This window comes from Micromonospora sp. WMMD961 (assembly GCF_029626145.1).
Classification (GTDB): Bacteria; Actinomycetota; Actinomycetes; order Mycobacteriales; family Micromonosporaceae; genus Micromonospora.
The window spans coordinates 2,173,951-2,197,512 of record NZ_JARUBJ010000002.1 but is presented as its reverse complement, the minus strand read 5'-3'; the positions used below and the strand labels follow the sequence as shown (position 1 = coordinate 2,197,512).

Below are 23,562 nucleotides of genomic sequence, written 5' to 3'. Positions count from 1 at the left end.
GATAGGCGCGGTCCGTGCGCGCCGTCCAAGAGGGGCGGACGGCGCGCACGGTGCAGGACCGAGGGTCAGAACCTGCCGGCCTTGATGTCGGCCACCGTCACGCGGGAGACCTTGAAGGTTCCCGCGAAGGAGGTTCCCGTCTCCGGGGAGTCCATCGTGGAACTGATCGGTACCCCGTTCTCGGCGTTGATGGTCAGCACCTGTTGGGTGTCGTCCCCAAACACGCTCGCGGTGATGGTCAGGGTGGGCTGCCCGCCGGTCGTCGAATCCACGACGGTGACACCGGGGATAGTGGAGATCAGGCGAAGCACGCCAGCCCGTACCTTCGGGTCGCCTCCCCCTGCGGAGAGCACGTCAACGCTGTTAACCCAGAGGTGGTTGGCGGCGATGCTCTCCCGGTCCTCATCGGTAAGCGGAGACGGGTTTACGACCCCCTTCTGCCGAAGGATCTCCATTCGGTCCTGCTCGGCGTCGGCAGGGGGCTTTCCCTCGTCGTACACCGAGTTGATCATTTGCTCCCGGGCCTCGGCGAGGTCACCGGTTACCGCGTACCGCGCCGCCGCCACCCCCCGGGTGTGGAAGCCGTTGCCGAGGTTCTCGCCACGAGCGATCACCCGCGGGAGTTCGCTCCTGACCTCGGTGTAGTAGTACTCGCCGCTGTCGGTGTACAGGTGGTACCGGGTACGAGACGGCACGGTGCCCCGACGGACATCGACCTTCTCGATGATCAGCGACGCGTCGCCCGGCAGTGAGGCGCTGTCTGCGGTGAGGTTGGCTGCCAGGGACACGAGCTTGGTGTTGCCTGCCGGTGCCAGGGAGGCGGCCCCGGCGTGATTGTCCTGGCCGGTCGAAGCCGGGGCCGTACCGGATCCCGTGGCCATCGGCAGGGCCAGCGCGAGGGCGGCCACGGCCGCGACGCCGCCGCCAGCGGCCAGGCCAAGCACCTGGCGCTTGCGTCGCCGGGCCCGGCCGCGCTGCTCGATCGCCTCGACCGGGCGATCCATCTTTACGTCGGAAAGGGTCTGTTTCACCGCGTCCCACACCTCATCGTCGTTCATGATCGAATCTCCTCACGGGCTGCGGGCGCGAGCTGCGCCCGCAGGGTTGCGGTGGCACGGGACAGATGGACGGCTACGGTTTGGGCGGAGATGCCCAACACCGCAGCCACGGACCTGGTGTCCAGGTCGAGCCAGATACGTAACACGACCACCTCACGCTGCCGCCGCGGCAACCGGCGAACGGCCGCCAGCAGGGCGTCATCCGTGTCGAGATCGTCCTCGATGAGAGACGGTCGCTCGTGGCCGTCGAGGGCCACCTCCCGCCGGCGTCGCCGCCACCAGGACACCCGGATGTTGAGGGCGGTGCGCACCACCCACGCCGCCGGTGCCGGATGCTGGCTCAGCTTCGGCCAGGAGGCCCAGGCTCGCGCGAACGCCTCAGCGACCAGATCCTCGGCCAGCGCGCGATCGCCCGTACCAGCTAGTACGGCGCGCAGGCAGTTGTCTCGGGACCGCTGATAGAAGTCTGCGAAGTCCGTCCGTTCTCGTTCCACACGGGGTTTACGCATCAGCGCCCCAATCCATTTACCCCCACGGAAGGTTTTTCTGTTGATCATGAGGCTGGCGGTGACAAAGGGGTTGAACCCTACGCGAACCTCATCACCGGTCGAACGTGATCTGCTCCACGAACTCCGACGTGGCATGCTTTCGCGGTACAGGCTGAGGATCTAGTCCGAGCCCGGATCCGTGAAGCGCTCGCCGTTCCCGGCGTCGACGGGCTCGTCGCCGCCTACTTCAGCCCCGACGGGCCGTTCGCCGGTACGTCATTCGACTTGGTCGGCGAGAATCCCCCTGGTGTGCTGACCCTCGACGACCTGCTCGCAACCATGTTGCTGAACATCTCCTGGCGCCCGCTCGCCATCCGGGCACTCATCGCTGACGACAACGGGTCTTCGGCGTGGCTCGCTCAGGTCACGATCTGGCTCAGCGGCGAGGCGGACTTGGACACGGTCCGCCTGGCTGACGACAGGATCGTCAACAAGCACTACGAACTTACCGGCCACGACGATCTCGAAGTAACGCTCGACGAGTTCATCGGTCTGCTCATCGGCGCCAGGATTCCCGGCGCAGCATTCGTCGCCCAGTGGCCGGCAACGACTGCCTGACCGTGCGCGCCGATGTACGCTCATCGGAATGTGTGGACACCGTTCTGCTGCCGCCGCGAGGCGTCAACGCTGACGCCTTCGGATCCGCCGAAGAGGTCACCGAGCAGGAAGCACTGGTCATCGCGCTGCTGGTGGGATTCGAGTCTCATCCCTCGGAACCACATCGACGCCACCACGGCGGGAGTCAAAGCCATGCGTCGTTACGGCGGCACCCCTCTTGACCGACGTCAGCGAGTCCCCGACGGCAGCTGGCACCAGCCAGGCGGGAAGCAGCGAACCCTGACCACTTCGGTCTTCTCTGGGAGGTCACGCCGCACCGCTCGATCTCAATCACCACAGGTGAAAGCGCCTCATCTCTGTCCGGCATCGGTGAGCACTTCGGGCGTGGAGACCCCTTCGCCAGCCTGCACCCAATCTGCTCCCACATGCAATGCCGGAGCAACTGGCAGCTCCTTACCGCCTTGACCTGCGCACACCCCCACCAGGTGACATAGAACGTTGCCGACTGCTGCATAAAACCGCGGAGCACTCCGCGGGCAACAGGACGCCGCACCGACTCTGACCTGCGGGAACGAGAATCCGCAGGTAGTGGTGGGCGTAGTTGAGGACCGTTCACGCGGTCTTTCCCGACCCCGGCGGTCCGACGACGATCAGCTGTTGCACGCAGTTCAAGGCTGTTCAGGGCAGCCCGCTGCTCCCAACCTGCTCCCCCAAACCGGGATCGCACCGGGCCGCCGCAGACCGCTACCTCGGCCTTATAACTCTGCCGTGTCTGTACGTGAGCCGGAGCGCGGCACGGCAGTGCGGGGAGTCATCTCAAAGATCCATCACTTCAGCGTCATCGTCCGCCTCGAAGGAGATCCGGCCAATTCGCCTGGCACAGGGTTCATCAGGATCCCGGAGCTGACCTGGGACTGCTTCTCAAATCCTCCGCCGGTGGTGTGCACGCAGGCAGGTTTCCGCCGAGGGGCTCGACTTCGACGCCACCCGTGGACAGGTGCGGCTGTCCCTGAAGGCGTTGCAGGAGGATCCTCTGGTCCAGTTCGCGGAGCGGGTCGGCGAGGTGCTGTGCGGGCCGGTCGTCGGAGTGGTGCCGTTTGGTGCGTTCGTCCGCGTCGCTCCGGGCATCGAGTGACTACTTCACGATTCAGCCTGACTAGGGGGCCAGCGTTAGAAGAGGTCGCCACCGTGAAGGCGGACCAGGCGGGGCGCCGAGTGCGACTGGAGCCCGACTCGACGCGCCCGCAGGACGATAATTGCTTCATGATCGACTACCGATGCTCGGGCTGCGGCCAACCCTATGCGAATTGTCTCCCGGAACATGCCGATGAGCGCTGCTACCTCTGTGCCGCCAAGGCCACCTGGGAGTCACTTCCGCCCGAGACGCAGCGGGCGATCGATGCGGCCCTCACTCGTGGCGCGATTTCTGCTCTCCTCACGATGCGAGAAGCGGATCCACCGATCCTGTTGCCCCGGGCCATGGACGTACTCCAGTTCCGCGTCAACGCCGGGCCGAGTGACGCCCAGGTTGCCGGGTAGCCGCCTCACCTTGGGTACCGAACGATTTGTGGCAGATCCGAATGCCCGGCAGCGGGCGCCAACCGGAGGCGCTCGTCTGCGGGCTTCGCTGTGGAGACACGGCTGCGATGCGGGATGATGCCCTGCGTGCCCATCGTCGATCTGCTGAGAGCCGGAGTGACCACACCGCGGCCTGACCCGGCGCTGTGTGCCACCTGGCTGGCCCCGGTGTACGAGAGCATCAGAGGAGCAGGTGGCGCAGTCACCACCTCGTCGAGGATCCAACAGTCGGCCGGAACTACTACCGGATCGGTGTGCGACTCGGTGACCACCAACCGTCGCGCGTTCTTCTCAACGCCACCGTCGCCCTGGCCGCTGCAGCTCAACAGCGAGATCCTTATCTGATCAATCTGGTGTTCGCCGCCGTCCCAGGCCGGGAGATCTATCGCCGAGCGGGGTTGCGGGTCGCCACCCCGGCGGAGCTGGAGCAACCGATCGAGGATCGGTCCCTCCGGCTGCTTACCGACGAAGAACGCCGCGATGTCGCCTACCACCGTCCGGGTCGGCTTGGTGACCTGCTGTTCAACTGGTTCGACTGACCTCCCCGTGAACGCTTTGCAGCAGATCCGCGCGCACACTGCGGCAGAAGAGTGCATGTTCGGTAGTGGTGAGCTCCGCTGGCAGGCCTGGTGGGGTGTGGCAAGGTGGCTTGCTGATCGACAACAGCGGAGCTTGGAGTCCCGCTTCGCCATGCGCTTCGGTTCAGGTCTATCGCAGTGCGTCCCGTTGGCGCTCATAGTCGGTGACCGTCGGGACGACGGGGAGCACGAGCAGCAGGACCAGGTACACCACGGCGAGTAGTCCACCGGTGAGCATGGTCAGCAGCAGCACGACGGTTCGTACCCAGTCGACGCGGAACCCGCCGTATGCCGCGATGCCGAGGCAGACGCCGCCGAACCATTTGCCCTCGTTGATCCGGCACCAGAACCGGCCACGCGGCCTCCCCTCGGCGGAAGGCGGCGAGGGGCGTGCTGGGCTCACCGGCCCGAGCTCAGCCAGGATCTCTGCCATCTGGGTACCGGTCAGCGAGTCGTCGCCCGAGCCCGTGAGAGTGCTCAAACGGTCGCCAATCGCGGACTCGAGGTCTCGGACGATCTCGTCAGCGTCCGGGTCGGATCGCAGCGCGCGTCGCGCATCATCGAGGTACTGCCGCAGGGCGTCGCGTGCTTCGCTGGTGGCTGGAAAGGCCGCGACATGCCCGGTGAGGCGGATGGATATCCGCTCGTCCATGGGTCATCGTCCAATCGTGTTGATCATGCGGGTCAGCTCGGTCCAGTACTCGCGGAACGCGGCGAGCTGGCCGCTGCCGGTATCGGTGAGGGAGAAGTACTTCCGGGGCGGCCCTGACGGCGACTCACGCCACTCGTGGTGCACAAGCCCGTCTCGCCGGAGTTTGCTCAGCAGCGGATACAGCGTCCCCTCCTGGGCGGGGAAGCCTGCCTCCTGTAGCGCGGCGAGGATCTCCGCCGCGTACCGCTGCTCGGACTCGACGGCAGCTAGTACGAGTGGTTCGAGCAGGCCGCGCCGCAACGCAACGAGCTTTGGATCGGACTGCATGCTGCTACCTTGGCACAGCCAGGTACCTATCGCAAATGTGGATCTCACGCGGGCTCCGGTCCGCAGGCCGACGGCTGGCCACGCCGGGCCCTCACATCCACCGGGGCAGCACCGGCGGCCGCTACAGCATTTAGGTATCCGGGGCATGCGCTGGACTTCCAGTCGATGACCGCTCTTCGACATGAGCGGACGCGGCTCTACCACCTCTGCCGGCGCCAGCGCGCTGACGCCTTCGGACTCGCCGAAGAGGTCTCCAGACTGAAGGGCCTCGTCACGTCGCTGCCCGTGGGATCGGCGTCTCAGATGACGGAACCGTGACGGACTCCAGCAGGCTCGCCACAATGCCGCAGATCGATCTACAGCAGACCTACAGGCACAGCGTTAGGCGACTCGAGATACCGGCCGACGCCAGCGATCCCGGAACGACATGCCTGACCAATTCGACCTCTACTGGGAGGTCACGTCGCACCGCTCAACTTCATCACGGCAGGTCAGAGTCCTCGTCTCTTTCCGGCGTCGGTGAGCACTTCGGTCGAGGCGACCTCTTCGCCAACCTGCCCCCAATCTGCACCGTCATCGCTGTCACCGGCGCCGCGCTCACCGCCCACGCCTGGAGCGCGCTTCACCAGCCAAACCCAAACCTGATCGCGGCTGCCGGAGACGGCGGACCCGTCACGCCGCCGCTACTGGACATGATCGACACCGTCGTCGCCCACGCACAACAGCTCGACGACCACCAGGGCGGCGCCGCCCGCGAATTCGTCAGTGACCAATTCAGCGCCGTAGCCCGGCTCCTGCGCCGCGCGTCCTACAACGCGGAGGCCGGCCGCCGCCTCGCCTCCGCACTAGCGCAGCTCGCCCAGACCGCCGGGTTCATGGCGTTCGATGCCAACGAGGATGGCCTCGCCCAACGCTGGTACCTCACCGCTCTACGCGCCGCGCACGCCGCTCGGGATCCCGGCCTCGCCGCCAGCATCTTGGCCCTCATGTCCAACCAAGCTGCAGACCGAGGCCACGCCCTCGACGCCCTGCAACTCGCCTCAGCAGCCCAAGAATCAGCGGCAAAGACCCCGCCGGCCGTCCGCTCACTGGTAGCCGCCCGCAGCAGCCTCGCCCACGCCGTCGCCGGCGACCTCACCAGCTTCTTCCACATGCGCGAGAACACCCTCGCACTCCTCGGCACCGCCCCCGACGCCCCGCTACCCCGGTGGGCGTCGTACATCGATCGGGTCGAACTGGACGCGATCACCGGTCGCGGCCTCGTCGTACTGGCCGAGCGGGTACCGATTCAACGGCCAAGACTCCTTCGCCAAGCTGAACGGCTGCTTTACCCCCGCGCGCACACCAGTCCCACCGACTCCCCGCAACGCTCCGCGCTACGCCACGGCGCCTGGCTCAGCCTCGCCCACAACGCCGCCGGTGACCTCGACCTCGCGGTCAGCACAGCCCGCCTCGCCCTTGGCCGCCTACCCGCCGTCAGCTCCGTGCGCAGCGTCGCTCTGCTACACCGACTTCACGACGAACTCGCCCCTGCCGCACCGCGCTTACTAGCGGTCCGCGACATCCTCCGCGAACTTCGTGAGCTGCCGCGGACAACACCCGCACGGTGATCACTTCGAAAGGCCATGCGATTCCCTGGGCATGACGGCGGCGCACGGCCCAGCTTACGATCGCGGCTGCGTTGTGGCGGCCGCTGGGACCGCCGGTTGTCCAGTCGTCGATGTCGGCTTACCGGCCAGCTTCGAGGGTCGTACCGCGAGCGTGCAGTCAGGCCAGCAGACTGACGCTGGCGCACACGGCCGACACGATCTACGCCCGCCGCCCGGACCACAACTTCCCGTCTAATGGCCGGACCTGATGGCTCACCTTCTTTCTAGACACCATGGACGGTTCACGCTGTGACGCTCGCACTCTGGACCCTCATCCTCGAACGCACAGCACATCGAGAAGGTGATGACCACGATGCACAATACGAATCAGCGGGTGTCCTGCTGATCAACCAGAGCACGCCAGCCCCTGCTTCGCCATACCTTGCGCCGGGCCCGTCTTGGACCTCCGCCCGGCCGACTTCGGTGGCACCGCGCGGCCAGGGCGCGCCGCAGATCACCTGGCTGCAGTGCAGCCGCGAAGCTGCTGTTACTCGCAACCCTCATGATGCGGCGGGAGCTGGCATCTGGACGGAGTGATCGAACGACCGGGGCATCGGACTGCCCCCTGTGAACCCCGTAGGACTACCGAGACCAGACCCGCTGCTCCCAATCTGCTCCCAATGTAAGCGGCACATGCGGCAAAGCCCGTTACCGACTATCTCGGCAACGGGCTTCTGACCTGCACAAACTGAGAGTGGGCGATGCTGGTATCGAACCAGCGACCTCTTCGGTGTGAAACAGGACGCCGCACCCGTTCTGACCTGCTGCAACGTAGAGCCGCAGGCAGCGGTGGGTGCGGTTGAGCGCCCTTCGGCACCGTTGGGCGCAGTTCAAGGCCGCTCAGGGCACCCCGCTGCTCCCAACCTGCTCCCCCAAAACCGGGCCCGCACCCGACCACCGACCGGCGACCGGCGACCAATCGCGAGTTACCCGTCCAGTGCCTTGATTGGCACCAGCGCTTGCTTCCGCAGCCGCATCGGTCGATCAGGAAGCACGGGGCCAAGATCTGTGCACTGCAAACCGACGACGCCTGGTCAGAGCGGTGACATCACCAGCTCCACGTGTTGCGCTTCAGCCGCGTCGTCTACTTGGAACTGCAGCAACCAGCGACCCGGCTGAAGCGCAATTTCGTCGCTGTCGTCAGCATCACCGATATAGAGCCGTCCCGACGGAACCTCGAAGGCGACTTCGTACGGCAAATCGTTAACCCGCAGAGACGTCACCCGGACATCAAGGATGACGTCAGCCTCCCCCTCGTCGACCGACCCGGCATGAACGACCACAACAGCAACATGGGAAGCCGTTGAGAGCACCGGGCCCTCGCCGTTGTGGAAATCAATATCAAAGTCCGCCTCGCAATCGGCGTCGCTGATGTAGATGGCCCCCCAATAGAACGGACGGGCCCGGCGTACATGTTGATCCTCTGTCATGGCGTCGGAACCTACCCCAAGATCCCGACCACACCGGAACGAGGAGCCGACAACGTCGCTTCCGCGCACGAATGGCATCCGCTTCGCGGCAGTAGGGGATATGCGCCGGCCCGTCTGGAGCGAGGGTGCGCAGGAGCCGGCCGGAACAGGTGCGGCATGATGTCGGCGTGGTCCGCTTGTTTGAGCCGATGATCCGCGAGGTCGAATCACCGCTGACCGAGGAGATGCTGCGTCCGCTGGATCCACGGTGCGAAGTGGTGCAGTTCGGTCATCCTCTGTCGGATGCTGACTTCCAGACCCTGGGGGATTGGCTGCGTGATTACCCCGCGGTCACCTTGCGGGCGTTCGCTGACGGCACCGGGGCGGACTTGGACTTCCTTCGCTTCTTCCCCACGCTCCGCGCGTTCCACGCCGACCGCAGCTACCGAACCCTGGTCAGCTTGGCTGGCCTGAACCACCTACCCGCCGACCTGACGTACCTCGGACTGGGTCAGACCAAGAAACGTCTGTCGCTGGCTCCGCTGGCCCGCTTCACCGAACTGCAGCGCCTCTACCTCGAGGGGCAGAGCAAGGACATCGAAGTCATCGGCCACCTGCGCACCATCACCAGCCTGACCCTACGCTCGATCACCCTGCCCAACCTGTCGCTGCTGGTGCCGTTGACCCGGCTGCGGGCGCTGGACCTCAAGCTCGGCGGAACCCGCGACCTTGCGCTGCTGCCCGAAGTGGGGGCCTTGCAGTACCTGGAGCTGTGGATGGTTCGCGGCCTGCACGACCTCACCCCCATCGCGGACATCCCGACGTTGGAGTACCTGTTCCTCCAGGCGCTCAAGCAGGTCGCCGCCCTGCCGTCGTTCGGCAACTGCACGCACCTGACGCGGGTGCACCTGGAAACCATGAACGGCCTGAGCGACCTGACCCCGCTGCTGACCGCACCCGCCCTGACTCAGCTGACCATCGCCGACATGCCGCAGCTGCAGCCGTCCGACGTCGCCGTGCTGGCAGCACATCCCACCCTCCAACAGCTCAGCGCCGGATTGGGCAGCCGCCGTAAGAACGACGAAGTCGCCCGCCTGCTGCCCCTGCCCCCGGTCCACGGCTTCGAACGGCACCCCGCCCTCGCCGCACGCACCCAACTCCCTTGACCAAGTTCGTTTGCCGCCCTGAAGCACGTGGGGACGGGCGCCGACATGCACTTCGTCGAAGATGAGGACTACATCTGACGCAGGCACTACTGGGCAGAGATGCGCGGTGGCCGATAGCGAGGCCAGATCATCAACCCTCGAGCTTCCGCCTGGCCCGCTCGGGGGCCAGCGTACGGTCACCGCAAGCGCGCGACCTGCGGCAGATCCGGATGTCCGCGGCAGCCAGTCGGGCGAGGCGACCAGCAGCATCCCGGACATGTCCGATCTTGCTGCGCGGTTCGCCCAGCTCGCTGGCGAGTACGACTCCCGAAAGAGCACGGCGACCGCGCTCGTCGGGCGCTGGGACTGGCACACCTGGCCGAGCCTTGATCTTCGTCCGTTGCACTTCGAACGGGACCTGCTCAAGGCTGGTCGCCGGTTGCACGCCAGGCCGCCGGTGGATCGGGATGTTCTGCGCACCGGGTTCGACGCCGAGGGCCGCGCGGTGGTGATCGAGGAGTACAGCAGCTTTCTTCACGGTCGCCTGTACTACGAGACGTTCGTCAGCCACGACGGCGACGTGGTCGAGGCGGCGCACTTCGATACGGACGGGCCCATATACCTGCACGAGTACCGCCTCGCGGAAGGATTGATGCGCTCGGCCGACACGGTCGCGCGGGACGGTTCGGGACGGGAGTCATACGCATACACCGATGGGCGGATCAGCCGCGTCGAAATCGAGCACGACGGCCGGGCACCTTCGGTCCTGACGGCCGAGCACGACGACCGCGGCCTGGTCCGCGTCGTCGAGGTCGCGGGCGGGAGGTCCGAGGTGCGCTATGAGCGGCCCCCGGCCGGGTTCGACCTCGGAGCAGCGTGCCGGGCCATCGAGGACGCATTCCTCACGCTGATCTCGGACGCCGTGGCGCGGCTGGCGGTCGACGGCCCCGCCGCCTGCGTCGCGCTGAGCTATGACCGATCGGACGCGCTGTCCTTCGAGGTCCACGGGGCCAGTGAGGACGAGCGGGCGGCGCTGGCGGCGATCGACGCCCATGCAGCATGGCCGCCGGACGTCTTCGAGGCCAGCACCGACGTTGACCTCGACGACGCAGGATCAGTGCGAGGATGCGCCGCAGCTCCCGGCAAGAGCGGCAGGCCCCTGCAACCTCCACCGCGTCGGAGACAGGAGGGTCGGCGCGCGTTCGGGCAACGTGCCAGGGGCTCACTTTCGACAGCAATTGGTGAGGCGCTCGAGGGATTGACAATCCACGGACCGGGGCCGGTCGGTGCGCAAATAGGTTCATCGTAAATGGGCCCTGCCGTTGCCCGAGAGCGACATCAGGCTCCTGCTGCTGAATTGGAAACCGGCTATGTCAGCGCGAGCCTGACGAGCCGGGCGACTCCCAGGCGAAGGTCAGCCGTGTCATGACTCTCAGCACACTTCCTGACCCGGCAACCGTGGCACCCGCCAGAATTTCCCCGCTGGCGCGTTAGAAGCGCAAGGCGCCAGACCGCGCCTCAATGGCAGTCCGGCGCGATATGCGGAATACGAATTCCCAGGCTAGTCGTGAATGCGGCGACACTACGACTCAGGCAAGCGGGTGTAAAGAATTCATCACCCAATACGTCATTCAACATGTCGAAACCCTATAAAAATTCTCTCTCTTGTTGATGTCTGGATCGTCGATATAATGCCAAAGAACGACGTCACCCCGCCAGGTCCGGTGAGCATTCAGCACCAGCGTCATTCTGGCATCTACCATATCGATGGCCAGTTGACCCTCCGCAGCTGGACTTTCTCCCAATTTGATAGTCCCACGACCTGAAACGCTCTTCGCGACTCCATTGACACTCGGGCCGGAAACTGCATTCGATACCGTAGCGTCTCCGCTGGAGGAAATTTCCACTGCACCACCCTGCGGAGACTTAAAGACACCGCACAGGGAGTCTTCTCGAATGGGCTGCCAGACGTTCCGACCAAGAATCCCAAAAGTGGCCGCAATTAACAGAGTTCCGCCAGCGAGCGCGAAAACTACTCTCTTACTCATTAAGGACCCGCTTCTGAATATTTCCCGATTGCAAACAATTCGATATTGGGCAGAATTCCGGTCACACCCGTTCGTGAAGCACGACCGTCTGGGTTTGCGTTCGGTAGTGCTTAGCAAGCATCGGAAGGATGGGGTTGGAGAAGTATTTATTATACCAATCCTGGTAACCAAAGTATGGAATGCGCGTCCCCGACGCTACGCTAGTGCGGTTCGTAATCACAAGCTCAACATCGAACTGACCATCCGACCCGACACCACTTGTTGTCCATGTAACGTAATAGGAACCAACCATTGCACGTTCAAGATTCGCGGAAGTCTCCCCCACCATTAGGTACTCGGCGATAATGAAATAGTCTATCACCGCGCCTGGAATTTGATCCGACTCGCCAAGACTCTTATAGAAATCCCCTTCAGTCTTGCCCGCCTCGATCTGACCCCTAATCAACGACAACCCGTCCTGAAGGAACCGGTCCTTACGCAACTGCTCCGCGAAGAAGTCGTCGTCGGTGAACCTGTATTCGCCGCCCTTCCCAGCAGCGAAGGCAGTCACGAGATCTTCTGCGTCCGTTGTCTTGCTACGCCCACTCTTGGTGGAGGATTTCCCGTTCATCCGCCCCCAGTTGATGTTGGCAGTCGTGCCGCAGCCGCGCGGGCAACCGCCTGCACCGCGAGTCTTGTCATCCGGCGCGATTGGTCGTGGGTCGTAGCCTCTGCAATCGAATTCCAAGCAGTCTGCAGGGATCAGCCCGGTGGGGTCGCTGGAGGTGACGGGTGTGTTGTTGGCGTACGAGTAGCCGTTCCACTGTTGTGGTTGGGCAGCGTCCTGGAGTGGGTCGACGGATATGAAGCGGCCGAGGGTGGGGTCGTAGGAGCGGGCGCCGACGGTGGTGAGTCCGGTTGGGCTCATTGGTTTGTTGAGGAAGCCGCGGTTGTCGGGTGTGGCGACGGTGGCGCCTCGGGGTGCGCCGTAGGGGGTGTATTGCCGCCAGGTGGGGTTCTGGGCGGTGCTGTCGAGGTAGAGGGTCGGGGTGCCCTGGTGGTCGGCGATGGCGAAGGTATATGCCGTGCCGCTGCCGGTGCGGATGGCGGTGCCACCGCCGGGCAGCGCCAAGGAGCGGCTACCGGTGACGACGTTGGTGGCGGTGTTGAGGGTGAGTTGCTGCCCGGGTAGGTAGAGGGTGTTCTTGCCGGGTTCCTTCTGTAGCAGCAGGTTGCCGTCGGCGTCGTAGATGAAGGTGTTGTTGCCGCTGGTGCCGCCGGTGACCGTGGTGAGTTTGCCGGCGTCGTCCCAGGTGAGGGTTTGGTTGCCCTGGGCGGCGTTGCGTCCGGTGGTGTTGCCGGCGTTGTCATAGGCGTACGACGTGGTGGCGGTGGTCGCGCCGGTCGTGGTGGTGGAGGTCAGGGTGTGGGGCTTGTTCTGTCCGTTGCCGTTGTAGGTGTAGATGGTTTTGGTGTCGGCGCCGCCGGCGGTCAGGTTGTGCTGGATCTGCTGGCTGCGGTTGCCGATGAGGTCGATTTGCCAGCTGGTCCAGTAGGCGCTGCCCGCGCCGATGGTATTGCCGACCATTGACTTGTTGGCGTCGGTGGGTGCGGTCGCGCAGGCGTCGGTGCCGGTCCAGGCTTCGGTGAGTCGGGCTAGGCCGTCGTAGCGGTAGCACTGCGTCTCCGCCGGGGTCGTGGCGCCGAGTCGCTTGCTGGTCTTGCGGGTGATGTTCCCGACGAGGTCGTAGTCGTACGCCTGCTCGTCGACCTCCTTCGGCAGGGTCGTGGATCGATTCACCAGTTGGTTCTTCAGCCGCGACGTGTGGTCGTCGAAGATGTTGGTGACGGTGGCCCTGTTCGAGCCTGCGCCCAGGGTCTGCAGTTGCACCCGGCTGTAGGCGTCGTAGGAGATTTCGTAGACGTAGCCCGCGAGACCACTGAACGACTTGACCAGACTGAGGTCCGCCACGTAGGCGTATCGAGTGGTTTCTGCCGGGAGGCTGCCCTTGGCCAAAGCCAGCAAGGGTCCGCGACCGCCCGCCCGCCGGACCACACCGTCCCCAAACCCTGCATCGCCGCAACCCAAGAAGCCGCCGACCCGATCCAGTCCGGAAAGGGGTCAGCGTCAGAACACGCCTGCCTCGGGTCATCGCCGCGAGCACCGCACACCGCTGCTCCCAATCTGCTCCCAATGTAAGCGGCGCATACGGCGAAGCCCGTTACCGGCTACTCCGGCAACGGGCTTCTGACCTGCAGAGACTGAGAGTGGGCGATGCTGGTATCGAACCAGCGACCTCTTCGGTGTGAACGAAGCGCTCTCCCACTGAGCTAATCGCCCTCAGCGCCACTGACTCTACCCGATCGTGGAACCGGACCGGAAATCCGGGGGTCAGTGCGTCGCGAGGTAGTGCATCGCGGCGGCGATCACGTCGATGCCGAGGCTGTACTTGAGGGACAGCCAGACCACGGTGGCCACGAAGACGAGACCGACGGAGCCGAGCACGATTCGCACCGCGAGTGACTGTCGCGTCACCCACTGCGTCCAGCCGTGGACGTGTCGGCGGGTGAAGCCGAGCAGCCGGCGTGCCCAGTGGTATTCGACGGCCCAGATGCCCAGCCCGGCGATCACCAGGAGCCAACCCGGGCCGGGTAGCGGGATGAGAGCGATACCGATGGTCACCACGAGCGCCCCGGCGATCGCAATGAAGATCTTGAGTGCGATGCGGCCGGTGGGGTTGGCGCGGATCAGGTCGAGGGTCATCGAGATCCGTTCACGCCAGCGCGGGCGGCGTGACCGGTCCGCGACGACCAGGATCCCACCGGCACGGCCGGCATCGGGCCCCGGCCGATCGGCCCGTTCGGGCTGCTCCATCGGCACTTCGTACCCCCGCTTTTCGGCTACTCGGACCGCGACGTTCGGCGGGCCGGGCGCTGTCGCCGGATCCACTGAGGATCGCTTCGCCACCATTTCACCCCCCAGTGTCGCTCGGGCCCGTCACTGCAACGCCCGACTGGACGTTACCGGAGTAAGTCGACGACTGAGCCACCCGATACCGGGTGGGATCACGCACTGGGCAGAACCGGAAATCCTACATGAATCCTCACATTCACGTGGCCTTTCCGTCCCCCTTCCCACCACTGGGTGAAGTCAGCGTATGGCGGAGCGTAGCCAGGAGTAGCACCTGAGTATGGGAAAAGCGGGACACGCGCGTTCCGCAGCGGTGCCGGGGGGAGAACGTCCATGAGTGTCATCCGACCGACGACCGTAGAGGTCGAGACGTCGCTAAGGCTCGTCGCACCTGACGCCACCGCCTTGCCGGTGCGTGCCAGTCTGCGTTACGACCCTGCTGACCCGTATGCGGTCCATGTCCTGTTCCATGCCGAATCGGCCGGGGGCGAGGCGGTGAGTTGGTCGTTCGCTCGCGAACTTCTGGTCACCGGCCTGGACGAGCCGGCCGGCATCGGGGACGTGCGGGTCTGGCCCTGGGCCACACCGCGTGGCGACTTCGTCGCGCTGGCCCTCTCGTCACCGGACGGCAACGCCCTCTTCGAGGTGCCGCGCAGCGTCCTGGTGCGTTTCCTTCGACGGACCTACGTCGTCGTTCCGCGCGGTCGCGAGGCCGAGCACCTGGACGTCGACACGGCGGTGAACCGGCTGCTCGCCGGTCGCTGACCGCCCGAACGAGCAACACCGGCCAACCCTGGGGCCGCGCGGATCTGCCGAGTCCGCGCGGCCCCGGCACACATCCAGGGGGTACGCGGACAGCCCGCCCCGGGCCGGCCGGTGTTCAGCCGTGCGTGGTGATGCCGCCGTCGACGGGAATGACCGCGCCGGTGAGGTACGCGCCGGCGCGCGACGCGAGGTAGATGGCGGTGCCGGCCATGTCCTCGGGGCGTCCGATGCGGCCCAGCGGCACCTGCTGTTCGATGGCGGCCCGGCTCGCCGGGTCGTCCAGTGCGAACGCCATCATCTTGCTCTCGAACGGGCCGGGGGCGATCGCGTTGACGGTGATCTGCTCGCTGGCCAGTTGGTGGGCGAGGCTGCGGGTGAGCATGTGCACGGCGGCCTTGGTGGCCGAGTACGCGTACACCTCCATGAACGGCACCCGGACGCCGTCGATCGACCCGATGTTGATGACGCGGGCCGGGTCGTCGGCGGTGGCGGCGGCGCGTAGCGCCGGCAGCAGCGCGGTGGTGAGCCGGAAGACGGCCTTGACGTTGACCGCCCAGAGCTTGTCGAACGCGGCCTCCGGATAGTCTTCCAGCGGCGCGCCCCAGGTGGCGCCCGCGTTGTTGACCAGCACGTCGAGCCGGTCGCAGCGCTCGCGCACGGCGGCGGCCAGCGCCTCGGCGCCGGCATCGGTGCCGAGGTCGGCGGGCATGGCCTCGCAGCGCCCCTCGGCGGAGAGTTCCTTGGCGACCGCCTCGCAGACGTCGGCCTTGCGGGACGAGATGATCACGTGCGCTCCGGCCCGGACGAAGCCTTGGGCGATCATCAGGCCGATCCCTCGCGAACCGCCGGTGACCAGGACCGTCTTGCCTTCGACCGAGAACAGTTGAGTCATGCCCATCCCATCGCGAGTCGGCGGGGCCGCCGGCCGCTCGGGTGGCCGACGGTGCGCCGGACGGACCGCGGACCGGACGGCGCTACCGCCGGGTAACGTAGCCCGGTCACCAGGACCGCGACAAGCCCGGATCGACGCGCGGGTTTCGCCGCGCGCGTCGATCGGGATGCGATGACCTGCGGTTCGGGCTACCGTCGCAGGCGATGGTCTCCACCGGTCCCTCCCCCGCGCCACCGATCGGAACGGCGTCACCCGTCCCCGACGAGATTGCCACGTTCGCGTTGGCCGACCTCTCCACCGACCCGCGCTGGCGTCGGCCGGTGATCGTCGAGCGGGAGCTGTTGATCCTCACCACGCGCGGGCACGGCGACGCGGAACTCGACTTCCAGCCGTTGCCCTGCCGGCCCGGCACGCTGCTGCGGGTCCGCGCCGGCCAGGTGCTGCGCTGCGCCGGTCGACAGTTCGACGCCAGCGTGGTCGCCTGGGAACCAGAGGCGCTGCGCGGCTTCGGCGTCGAGTTGGACACACCGGTGACCTGGCGGCAGTTGGCCGGTGAGGACGAGGACGCGGTGATCAGCGAGGTGAGCCAGCTGGCGGTGGACTGCCAACGGCACTCCCACAGCCCCACCGCCCGTGCGCTGCTCCGCCACCAACTCGCCGTGCTGCTGCTGCGGCTGGCCCTGGCGAACGCCGACCGGTCGACGCCTCGACCCGAGGACGAGACGTTCCACCGGTTCCGCCGGGAGGTGGAGCACGGCTACCCGCACACCCGCCGGGTGGAGGACTACGCCGCCCGCCTCCGTTGCTCGGTACGGACCCTGACCCGCGCCTGCCTGGCCGTCAGGGGTCGCAGCGCCAAGCAGGTCATCGACGAGCGGGTGGCGTTGCAGGCCGGCCGACTCCTCGCCGCGACCGACCAGCCGATCGCCCAGATCGGCCGGCATCTCGGCTTCTCCGAGCCCACGAACTTCGGCCGCTTCTTCACCCGCGAGGTCGGGGTCAGCCCCGGCGCGTTCCGCACCGCGCGGGATCAACCCGCCGCCCGGGTGGTCCGGCCCCGGCCGCCGACCGAGCCCACGGGTGCCAACGGAGGCCGGTTCGGCGCCGGAGGCTCGACGAACGGCGGTCACGCCATGCGACCCGGGTCGCCCACCGCGCCGGCAGGCGGTGCCGGCCGGGCATGATGGCAGGGTGCAGATCTCCGCGCGCGGCGACTATGCGGTACGGGCAGCGCTGAGCCTCGCCACCGCGTACCCTTCGCTGCTGTCCACCCAGGCCATCGCCGCCGAGCAGGACATGCCCCGCAAGTTCCTGGAGGCGGTCCTGGCGGACCTGCGCCGGGCTGGCATCGTGCGGGCCCAGCGCGGCGCCGAGGGCGGCTACACCCTCGCGCGTCCGCCGCGCGAGGTGACCGTCGGCGCGGTGCTGCGCGCCGTGGAGGGCCCCCTGGCCGGGGTACGCGGGCTGCGCCCCGAGGAGACCCGCTACGAGGGTTCGGCGGAGAACCTGCCCGGCCTGTGGGTGGCAGTGCGCGCCGCGGTGCGGCGGGTCGTCGACGAGGTGAGCCTCGCCGAGATCGTCAGCGGTCGGCTGCCCGCCCACGTCCGCAAGCTCACCGCGTTGCCCGACGCCTGGGAGCCCCGCTGACCGTCGCGCGTCACGACGTCGCGACCACCGCCGGGGCGCTGAACGTGCCGCGACACCCGTCTGGTCAACAGGGACTGTGGATGCCGGGTCGGCACTGTCCAGGGCGGACGGCGAGAGGGTTTCAAGAGTTGCCCGTTCGGGCAAGTTCGATCGCGACACGGCAGGGAACGGTGACGAGGGGAGACCTCCGATGGGCCTCATGTTTCGTAAGCGCAAGAAGTACGGTCCGATCATCCTGAACTTCACCGAGAACGGCTTCTCCTCGTGGAGCATCAAGATCGGGCGCTGGTCCTGGAACTCCAGGGCGCGTGCGCACCGGGTCGACCTGCCGGGTCCGCTGTCCTGGAAGCAGGACAAGTCCCGGTCGTAGACATCCCGGGGGTCGAGCGGGGTGCCGGTGATTCACCGGCACCCCGCTCGGCGTCTGTGGGGCGGGACGCTCAGCGCGCCAGGGAGATGATCTCGTCGCCGGCCAGCCGCCCGGACTCGCGTTCACGTCGCACGTCACCGGCGTCGAGCAGGTCGGCGAGTGCCCGGTTGGCGTCGGCGGCACGGTAGACGGTCGCGGTGAGGGTGTGCCGGCGCAGCTCGGTGACCGGCCGTGAACCGCCCCGGCGCAGTTCGGCAAGCAGCTCGCGGGCCAGCGGTTCGAGTTCGGGCTCGGCGGCCACGTCGACAGTCGCGCCCATCGGGTCGGCCGGGTCGCGGTAGTGCACGTCGAGATCCGCGCCGACCGCCCAGAGCACGTCGCGGACCGCCTCCAGGCTCCGGTCGGAGCGGCTGCCGAACGCGACCACACCGGCCGCCTCCCCGTCCGGCAGCACCGGCGCCACCTCGGCGACCAGCGGGAAGCCGGCAGAGACGAGCGCCTCGCGAGCGCTGTCACCGGCGTGCAACAGCAGCTCTCCGGCACGGCCGTTGGTAGCGGCGGTGACCAGCTTCGGCGTCACCACGCCGGGCAGGTCCACGAAGGAGAACAGGGGGGCGCCGGCCGCCCCGGCGGCCTTCACCGCGACCGGAAGCCGGTCGGGGTCACCGGACAACAGGTGCACGGTGACCTCGGCGGGCAACTCCGCCTCGATCGGGCCGAGTCGGGCCGGCAGGGCGGCGTTGTCGGCCAGCACCAGCACCGTCACCTGCCGGCCGCGCACCTGGTCGCCGTGCGCGGCGACCAGCCGCAGCGCGGCTTCCACACTGCCCACGTCCGCGCCCGCGACCGCGACGGTGGCCCGCCGGGAGCGGTGCAGGGCTGCGGGCAGCCAGGTCGTCAACTGGCGGACCAGCAGCTCGCGGAGGAAATCGGTGGTCCGGTCGGTCGGCATCGGTCCGTTCTACCCTAAGGCCGATCAGACCGGGACGGAGATCCCCACCCCGCCCCTGGTCTGCCCGCCGTAGCGCTGCCGCTCGGCGTCCAGGTGGAGCCGACCGATCTGCTTGCGGGCAGCGAGGGCGTCGTCGTCGAGCAGGTCGGCGGGGACCAGCCAGACGATCTCGAACTCCAGCCCGTCCGGGTCCTTGCCGTAGAGGCTCTTGGTCGTGCCGTGGTCGGAGGTGCCGGCCAGCGCCCCGGCGGCGGCGAGCCGCTCGGCGGTGGCGGCCAGCTCGTCGAGGGTGTCCACCTCCCAGGCGAGGTGGTAGAGGCCGACGGTGGCCCGGCCTGCGGTGGACCGCCCGGCACCGGCGCCGATCTCGAACAGGCCGAGGTCGTGGTCGTTGGTGGAGTCGGGGGCCTGGAGGAAGGTCGCGCCGCGGAAGCCGTCCGGGGTCATCGCCACCGGCCGGAAGCCCAGCACGTCACGGTAGAACGCGACGCTGCGGGCGAGGTCACTGACGTAGAGGACCGCGTGGTTGAGCCTGTGGATACCCATGGCCCGATGCTAGCGCGGGTTTGTTGAGCGTTCAACTAATTGGGTTATGATGACGGTCATGACCCGCTGGCTGGACTCCGACGAGCAGCGCACGTGGCGCGCGTACCTCACCGCGTCGCGGGTGCTGATGGACACGCTCGACCGCGAGCTGCAACGCGACGCGGGCATGCCGCACGCGTACTACGAGATCCTGGTCCAGCTCTCCGAAGCGCCTGGTCGCCAACTACGGATGAGCGAGTTGGCCCAGGCCGCCGGGTCGTCACGCAGCCGGCTCTCGCACGCCGTGGCCCGACTCGAGGCTGCCGGCTGGGTGCGCCGGGAGGACTGCCCCACCGACCGGCGCGGGCAGATCGCGCTGCTCACCGACGAGGGTTTCGCCACCCTCGCGGCCGCCGCCCCCGGCCACGTCGAGGGGGTACGCCGGCACCTGTTCGACGCGTTGAGCCCTGCCCAGGTGGACCAGCTCCGGCGGATCAGCGAGACGCTGGCCGAGCACCTGACCGGATCCTGACCAATCGACACCGGCGCGGGTCTTGTACTTACCGTCGTCAAATGAGCACGATGGGGCGTGTCTTCCGGCTTCGGTGAACTGACTGATCAGGCGCACGACCTCGTGTCGGCTGGCGATCTGGCCGGCGCGCAGCAGCTTCTCGCCGACGCGCTCACCGACGCCGACCCCCGCCCGGCCAACGCCACCGCCGAACTGGCCGAGGCGGCCAGCCTTCAGGCGCGGGTGCTGGTCGCCCTCGGTGAGCCGCATTCGGCCCGAGGCTGGGCCGCCTTCGCGTACGCGGCCACCACCCGGCTGCACGGCCGCTCCGACCCGCGCACGGTGGCCGCCGCGGCGACCCTGGCCGCGGTGCTGCACCGGGTCGGCAGCCACTCCCGCGCCGCCCGGCTCTACCAGGAAGTCATCATCGAGCTGACCGCGCAGGACGGTCCCGAGTCCCTGCGGGTGCTCGCCGCGCACGCCGACCTGGCCACCGTCGAGTACGCCCGCGGCCAGTGCACGGTGGCCCGTGACCGGCTCCAGGACGCCTGGGAGCTGCACCGCGAGGTGTACGGCGACGGGCATCCGAGCGGCATCAAGATGCTGGCGCGGCTCGGGGCGATGCAGCGTGACTGCGGGCAGTTCGCCGAGGCACACGACAACCTGGCGTTGGCCCGCGAACTGTGCCGGCAGCACCTGCCGGCCGACGACCCGTTGGCGGCGCAGGTGGCGACCCTGGCCCGGGCGGCGGCCAATCCCGACCACGCCTGCACCCACAACCCACCCACCGCGCGGGACAGCCCGGTCGTGCCGGCCGCCCGCGTCCCACCGCACGAGAGCGGCCCGGCGGAGGCCGGCTACCAGCCATCGACACCTCCGCCGCAGCACACCGCGACGGCGGCGGGCGGGTCCGTTCCCAATCCCCGAACGCCGGCCGACGAACCCGTCGGGTCGGCGGGGTGGCCGCCGGAGCCGGCGAGCGAGTCCACGCCGTACCCCACGGATGCTCCGGTGCCCCCGTCGGTGGTCGGGCTGGCCGGCGGCACGGAGGAGCAGTCCGGGGTGTACCGGCTGCGCCGGCCGCCCGAGCCGTACGCGCCGCTCGAGCCGTACACGCCGTCCCGGTTGCTGCCGGTACCGGTGCACCGGGCGCCGCCGACGCAGCGCAACCGGCTGGTGCCGGTGCTGGTGGCCGGCGTGGTCGTGGTGCTACTCGGCGCGGCCGCGGTGATCGCCGGGGTGGCCCGGGTCGGCGGCGACGAGCCGACCCCGCCGCCGGCCAGCGGCTCCCCCACCGCCGCACCTCCGACCAGCACCGCACCCGCCTCGACCGGTGCCCCGCCCACGCCGGGCGGTATCGCGGCGCCGCCAGGCAGTCCACCCGGCACGGTGACGTTGCGCGACACCCGGGACAGCATCGCCCTGAACTGGACCTACCCCGCCGGCAGCGAGGGCCCGGTGGTCATCGCGGGTGGCCGCACCGGCCAGGACCGCAACGTCTTCGCGACCCTGCCCGCCGGCACCACCACCTACGTCATCTACGCGCTCAACCGCACCAACGACTACTGCTTCACCGTCGCGGTCGTCTGGTCCACCGACACCGTCGCGAGCTCCGAGCAGGTCTGCACCCGCCGCCGCTGACCCCGCCGCACTCACCGGCGGCCGCCGACCGGCCACCTCCGACCCGGCCGCCGGGCCCTCACCAGCCGGCCCTGCCAGCGACGCCCTGCCAGCCGCGCCCTGCGACCACGCCCCTGCCGCCCTCACTCAGCGTGGCGCACCTGCCGGCGAACACACAGTCACGCCCCGTCACACCCAACGCACCCCCATCGCACGCCTCAACCCGCCTTTGCTGTGCTTACCAATACGCACCACCACGGTTGAACAGGTGAGACGTCGCGATGGGCGTTCCGGCAGACGCGCGGCAAGCATCACACTACGTAGCTGTCGCATCCGCGGGTGCACAGCAAAGGATCGTCGTGGGGTGGATGGGGGGGTCCGTCGCCGTCACGGACTGTCAATGTCGTCACGGTCCGTCCGGATGTGACCCACGGCGGTCCTCGGTGGCTGCCGCCGGCAGCAGCAGGCGCACCCGCAGCCCACGCTGCTCGGGCCCGTCGGTCAGGGCGATGCCGCCGCCCGCACGTCGCACCAACTCCCGGACGATGGCCAGCCCCAGGCCGGCGCCCCCGTCGTCGCGGGCCCGTCCGTCGTCCAGGCGGGTGAACCGATCGAAGACCCGCTCCCGGTCCGCGACCGGGATCCCCGGGCCGTCGTCGGTCACCGTCACCAGGTGGTACGCCCCGACGCCCGGCCCGACCACACGCCCCACCGCCGTAGAGGTCGCCTCGGCCGCGAGCACGACACTGCCGTACGCGTGCCGGACCGCGTTGTCGACCAGGTTGGCCAGCACACGACGCAGCTCGTCGGTGTTGCCGGTCGTCCACAGCGGGTCCGGCGGCGACTCCACCCGGACCGGTGGTGACGGGTAGCGGGCGGCGACCTCGGCCAGAAGCGCGCCCAACTCCACCGGGTCGACCCCTCGGCTCGGTGGAGCTTCGTCCAGGCGGGCCAGCAGCAGGAGGTCGTCGACCAGCCGGCTCAACCGGTCGGTGTCGACGAGCAGGTTGGCGGTCACCGCTGTCCAGTCCGTCCGGTCGGCGAGGCGCTGGGCCACCTCCAGCTCGGTCCGGATGTTGGTCAACGGGCTGCGCAGCTCGTGTGCGGCGTCGGAGACGAATGCCCGCTGCCGGATCCGGGCGGATTCCAGCCGGTCCAGCATGCCGTTGAGGGTGACCGCCAACCGGTGGATCTCGTCGGCGGACGCGGGCACCGGCAACCTGCCGGCGGACGCCCGACCAGTGATCTCCTCCGCGCCTCGGCGCAGCGCCTCGACCGGCCGCAGAGTCGCGCCGACCACCCGCCACGCCACCGCGGCCAGCACCGCCACCAGCAGCGGGAACGCGACCAGCAGGATGGTCCGCACCACGTGGGTGCTGTGCCGCACGTCGGCCATCGAGCGGGCGACCAGCACGGTGAGCGGGTCCGCCGCCGTGCCGACGGGTACGGCGACCACCCGGACCGGGCCGGCCAGCCCCACCCGCTCGGCCGGCACCTCCAGTCGCTGCCGACGGTCGTGGTCCAGCCGCTCCGGGCGGACCATCGGCACCAGCCGGTCGGCGTCGATCGAGGCGGCCCTGATCCGCCCCTGCGCGTCGACGACCTGGACGCGCACCTGACCGCCGGCCACCGGCAGCGGGTCGGGTAACGCGTCCTCGGCGGCGAGCAGGGCGACCGCGTCGGCGGTCCGGAACGCCTCGGTGTCGACGGTTCGCTGGAGCACGAAGCCGAGCGCGCCGAGCAGTACCACCCCACCCAGGGCGAGCCCGACGGTGAGGCCGAGCACTCCGATCGCCATGAGCCGCCCGCGCAGCCCGAGGACCGGCATCCGGCCGAGCCT

General features: G+C 68.2%; 23 protein-coding genes and 1 tRNA gene. 12 read left to right on the top strand and 12 right to left on the bottom strand.

Annotated features, from left to right (window positions below; all coding sequences use genetic code 11):
- Positions 1-65: 65 nt before the first annotated feature.
- Together O7614_RS10450 and O7614_RS10445 are read right to left on the bottom strand one after the other, a co-directional pair.
- Positions 66-1,043 carry a hypothetical protein gene (locus O7614_RS10450; protein WP_278138253.1) on the bottom strand — a complete coding sequence of 326 codons (978 nt, stop codon included), beginning with the start codon at positions 1,041-1,043 and terminating at the stop codon, positions 66-68.
- 11 nt (positions 1,044-1,054) lie between these two features.
- Positions 1,055-1,615 carry a sigma-70 family RNA polymerase sigma factor gene (locus O7614_RS10445; RefSeq protein ID WP_278138252.1) on the bottom strand — a complete coding sequence of 187 codons (561 nt, stop codon included), beginning with the start codon at positions 1,613-1,615 and terminating at the stop codon, positions 1,055-1,057.
- A 126-nt stretch (positions 1,616-1,741) separates the two neighbouring features.
- Here O7614_RS10445 and O7614_RS10440 point away from each other — a divergent pair, with 126 nt between their 5' ends.
- From O7614_RS10440 to O7614_RS10430, 3 genes are all read left to right on the top strand, one after another.
- A complete protein-coding gene (locus tag O7614_RS10440) occupies positions 1,742-2,164 on the top strand; it encodes a DUF6308 family protein (RefSeq protein ID WP_278142216.1) in 423 nt (140 codons plus the stop codon).
- A 997-nt stretch (positions 2,165-3,161) separates the two neighbouring features.
- The gene (locus O7614_RS10435) at positions 3,162-3,299 is read left to right on the top strand and encodes a hypothetical protein (RefSeq protein WP_278138251.1); all 138 of its coding nucleotides are present in this window, start codon (positions 3,162-3,164) and stop codon (positions 3,297-3,299) included.
- Between the two features lie 697 nt (positions 3,300-3,996).
- Positions 3,997-4,281, top strand: coding sequence for a hypothetical protein (locus tag O7614_RS10430; protein WP_278138250.1), 285 nt, complete (start codon positions 3,997-3,999; stop codon positions 4,279-4,281).
- Positions 4,282-4,450: 169 nt separating this feature from the next.
- On the opposite strand, the gene O7614_RS10425 is transcribed toward O7614_RS10430, so the two are convergent.
- Together O7614_RS10425 and O7614_RS10420 are read right to left on the bottom strand one after the other, a co-directional pair.
- Positions 4,451-4,972 (bottom strand): PspC domain-containing protein, encoded by a 522-nt coding sequence (locus tag O7614_RS10425; RefSeq protein WP_278138249.1) that lies wholly within the window; start codon positions 4,970-4,972, stop codon positions 4,451-4,453.
- Between the two features lie 3 nt (positions 4,973-4,975).
- Positions 4,976-5,299, bottom strand: a complete 324-nt coding sequence (locus O7614_RS10420) for a PadR family transcriptional regulator (RefSeq protein WP_278138248.1) — start codon at positions 5,297-5,299, stop codon at positions 4,976-4,978.
- Positions 5,300-5,640: 341 nt separating this feature from the next.
- On the opposite strand from O7614_RS10420, the gene O7614_RS10415 reads away from it, so the two are divergent.
- A complete protein-coding gene (locus O7614_RS10415; RefSeq protein WP_278138247.1) occupies positions 5,641-6,909 on the top strand; it encodes a hypothetical protein in 1,269 nt (422 codons plus the stop codon).
- Between the two features lie 1,073 nt (positions 6,910-7,982).
- Here O7614_RS10415 and O7614_RS10410 read toward each other — a convergent pair.
- Positions 7,983-8,378, bottom strand: a complete 396-nt coding sequence (locus tag O7614_RS10410; protein ID WP_278138246.1) for a hypothetical protein — start codon at positions 8,376-8,378, stop codon at positions 7,983-7,985.
- Between the two features lie 167 nt (positions 8,379-8,545).
- Here O7614_RS10410 and O7614_RS10405 point away from each other — a divergent pair, with 167 nt between their 5' ends.
- Positions 8,546-9,523 carry a hypothetical protein gene (locus O7614_RS10405; protein WP_278138245.1) on the top strand — a complete coding sequence of 326 codons (978 nt, stop codon included), beginning with the start codon at positions 8,546-8,548 and terminating at the stop codon, positions 9,521-9,523.
- Positions 9,524-9,779: 256 nt separating this feature from the next.
- Positions 9,780-10,811 carry a hypothetical protein gene (locus tag O7614_RS10400; RefSeq protein WP_278138244.1) on the top strand — a complete coding sequence of 344 codons (1,032 nt, stop codon included), beginning with the start codon at positions 9,780-9,782 and terminating at the stop codon, positions 10,809-10,811.
- Positions 10,812-11,611: 800 nt separating this feature from the next.
- Here the strand turns inward: O7614_RS10400 and O7614_RS10395 are convergent.
- From O7614_RS10395 to O7614_RS10385, 3 genes are all read right to left on the bottom strand, one after another.
- Positions 11,612-13,546 carry an RHS repeat-associated core domain-containing protein gene (locus O7614_RS10395; protein ID WP_278138243.1) on the bottom strand — a complete coding sequence of 645 codons (1,935 nt, stop codon included), beginning with the start codon at positions 13,544-13,546 and terminating at the stop codon, positions 11,612-11,614.
- 252 nt (positions 13,547-13,798) lie between these two features.
- Positions 13,799-13,870 (bottom strand) — tRNA-Val (locus tag O7614_RS10390).
- A gap of 51 nt (positions 13,871-13,921) precedes the next feature.
- The gene (locus O7614_RS10385; RefSeq protein ID WP_278138242.1) at positions 13,922-14,500 is read right to left on the bottom strand and encodes a TIGR02611 family protein; all 579 of its coding nucleotides are present in this window, start codon (positions 14,498-14,500) and stop codon (positions 13,922-13,924) included.
- Between the two features lie 273 nt (positions 14,501-14,773).
- Between O7614_RS10385 and O7614_RS10380 the strand changes: the two genes are divergently transcribed.
- Positions 14,774-15,205: an SsgA family sporulation/cell division regulator gene (locus O7614_RS10380; protein ID WP_007457244.1), complete on the top strand. Its 432-nt coding sequence runs from the start codon at positions 14,774-14,776 to the stop codon at positions 15,203-15,205.
- Between the two features lie 115 nt (positions 15,206-15,320).
- On the opposite strand, the gene O7614_RS10375 is transcribed toward O7614_RS10380, so the two are convergent.
- Positions 15,321-16,097 carry a glucose 1-dehydrogenase gene (locus tag O7614_RS10375; RefSeq protein WP_278138241.1) on the bottom strand — a complete coding sequence of 259 codons (777 nt, stop codon included), beginning with the start codon at positions 16,095-16,097 and terminating at the stop codon, positions 15,321-15,323.
- A gap of 203 nt (positions 16,098-16,300) precedes the next feature.
- Between O7614_RS10375 and O7614_RS10370 the strand changes: the two genes are divergently transcribed.
- The 3 genes from O7614_RS10370 to O7614_RS10360 all read left to right on the top strand — a co-directional run bounded on the left by O7614_RS10370 (position 16,301) and on the right by O7614_RS10360 (position 18,114).
- Positions 16,301-17,281 carry an AraC family transcriptional regulator gene (locus O7614_RS10370; RefSeq protein WP_278138240.1) on the top strand — a complete coding sequence of 327 codons (981 nt, stop codon included), beginning with the start codon at positions 16,301-16,303 and terminating at the stop codon, positions 17,279-17,281.
- Between the two features lie 7 nt (positions 17,282-17,288).
- A complete protein-coding gene (locus tag O7614_RS10365) occupies positions 17,289-17,744 on the top strand; it encodes an Rrf2 family transcriptional regulator (RefSeq protein ID WP_030333674.1) in 456 nt (151 codons plus the stop codon).
- A gap of 190 nt (positions 17,745-17,934) precedes the next feature.
- A complete protein-coding gene (locus O7614_RS10360) occupies positions 17,935-18,114 on the top strand; it encodes a DUF4236 domain-containing protein (RefSeq protein ID WP_124770697.1) in 180 nt (59 codons plus the stop codon).
- Positions 18,115-18,184: 70 nt separating this feature from the next.
- Here the strand turns inward: O7614_RS10360 and O7614_RS10355 are convergent, their stop codons facing one another.
- Entirely contained in the window at positions 18,185-19,066 is an 882-nt protein-coding gene (locus O7614_RS10355; protein WP_278138239.1) for a hypothetical protein, read from the bottom strand.
- Positions 19,067-19,090: 24 nt separating this feature from the next.
- Positions 19,091-19,612, bottom strand: a complete 522-nt coding sequence (locus tag O7614_RS10350; protein WP_278138238.1) for a VOC family protein — start codon at positions 19,610-19,612, stop codon at positions 19,091-19,093.
- A 49-nt stretch (positions 19,613-19,661) separates the two neighbouring features.
- On the opposite strand from O7614_RS10350, the gene O7614_RS10345 reads away from it, so the two are divergent.
- Together O7614_RS10345 and O7614_RS10340 are read left to right on the top strand one after the other, a co-directional pair.
- Complete coding sequence (locus O7614_RS10345) at positions 19,662-20,123, top strand: MarR family transcriptional regulator (protein WP_278142215.1); 462 nt, start codon at positions 19,662-19,664, stop codon at positions 20,121-20,123.
- 57 nt (positions 20,124-20,180) lie between these two features.
- Positions 20,181-21,743: a tetratricopeptide repeat protein gene (locus O7614_RS10340; protein ID WP_278138237.1), complete on the top strand. Its 1,563-nt coding sequence runs from the start codon at positions 20,181-20,183 to the stop codon at positions 21,741-21,743.
- Positions 21,744-22,128: 385 nt separating this feature from the next.
- Here the strand turns inward: O7614_RS10340 and O7614_RS10335 are convergent, their stop codons facing one another.
- The gene (locus tag O7614_RS10335) at positions 22,129-23,520 is read right to left on the bottom strand and encodes an ATP-binding protein (protein ID WP_278142214.1); all 1,392 of its coding nucleotides are present in this window, start codon (positions 23,518-23,520) and stop codon (positions 22,129-22,131) included.
- Positions 23,521-23,562: the final 42 nt, after the last annotated feature.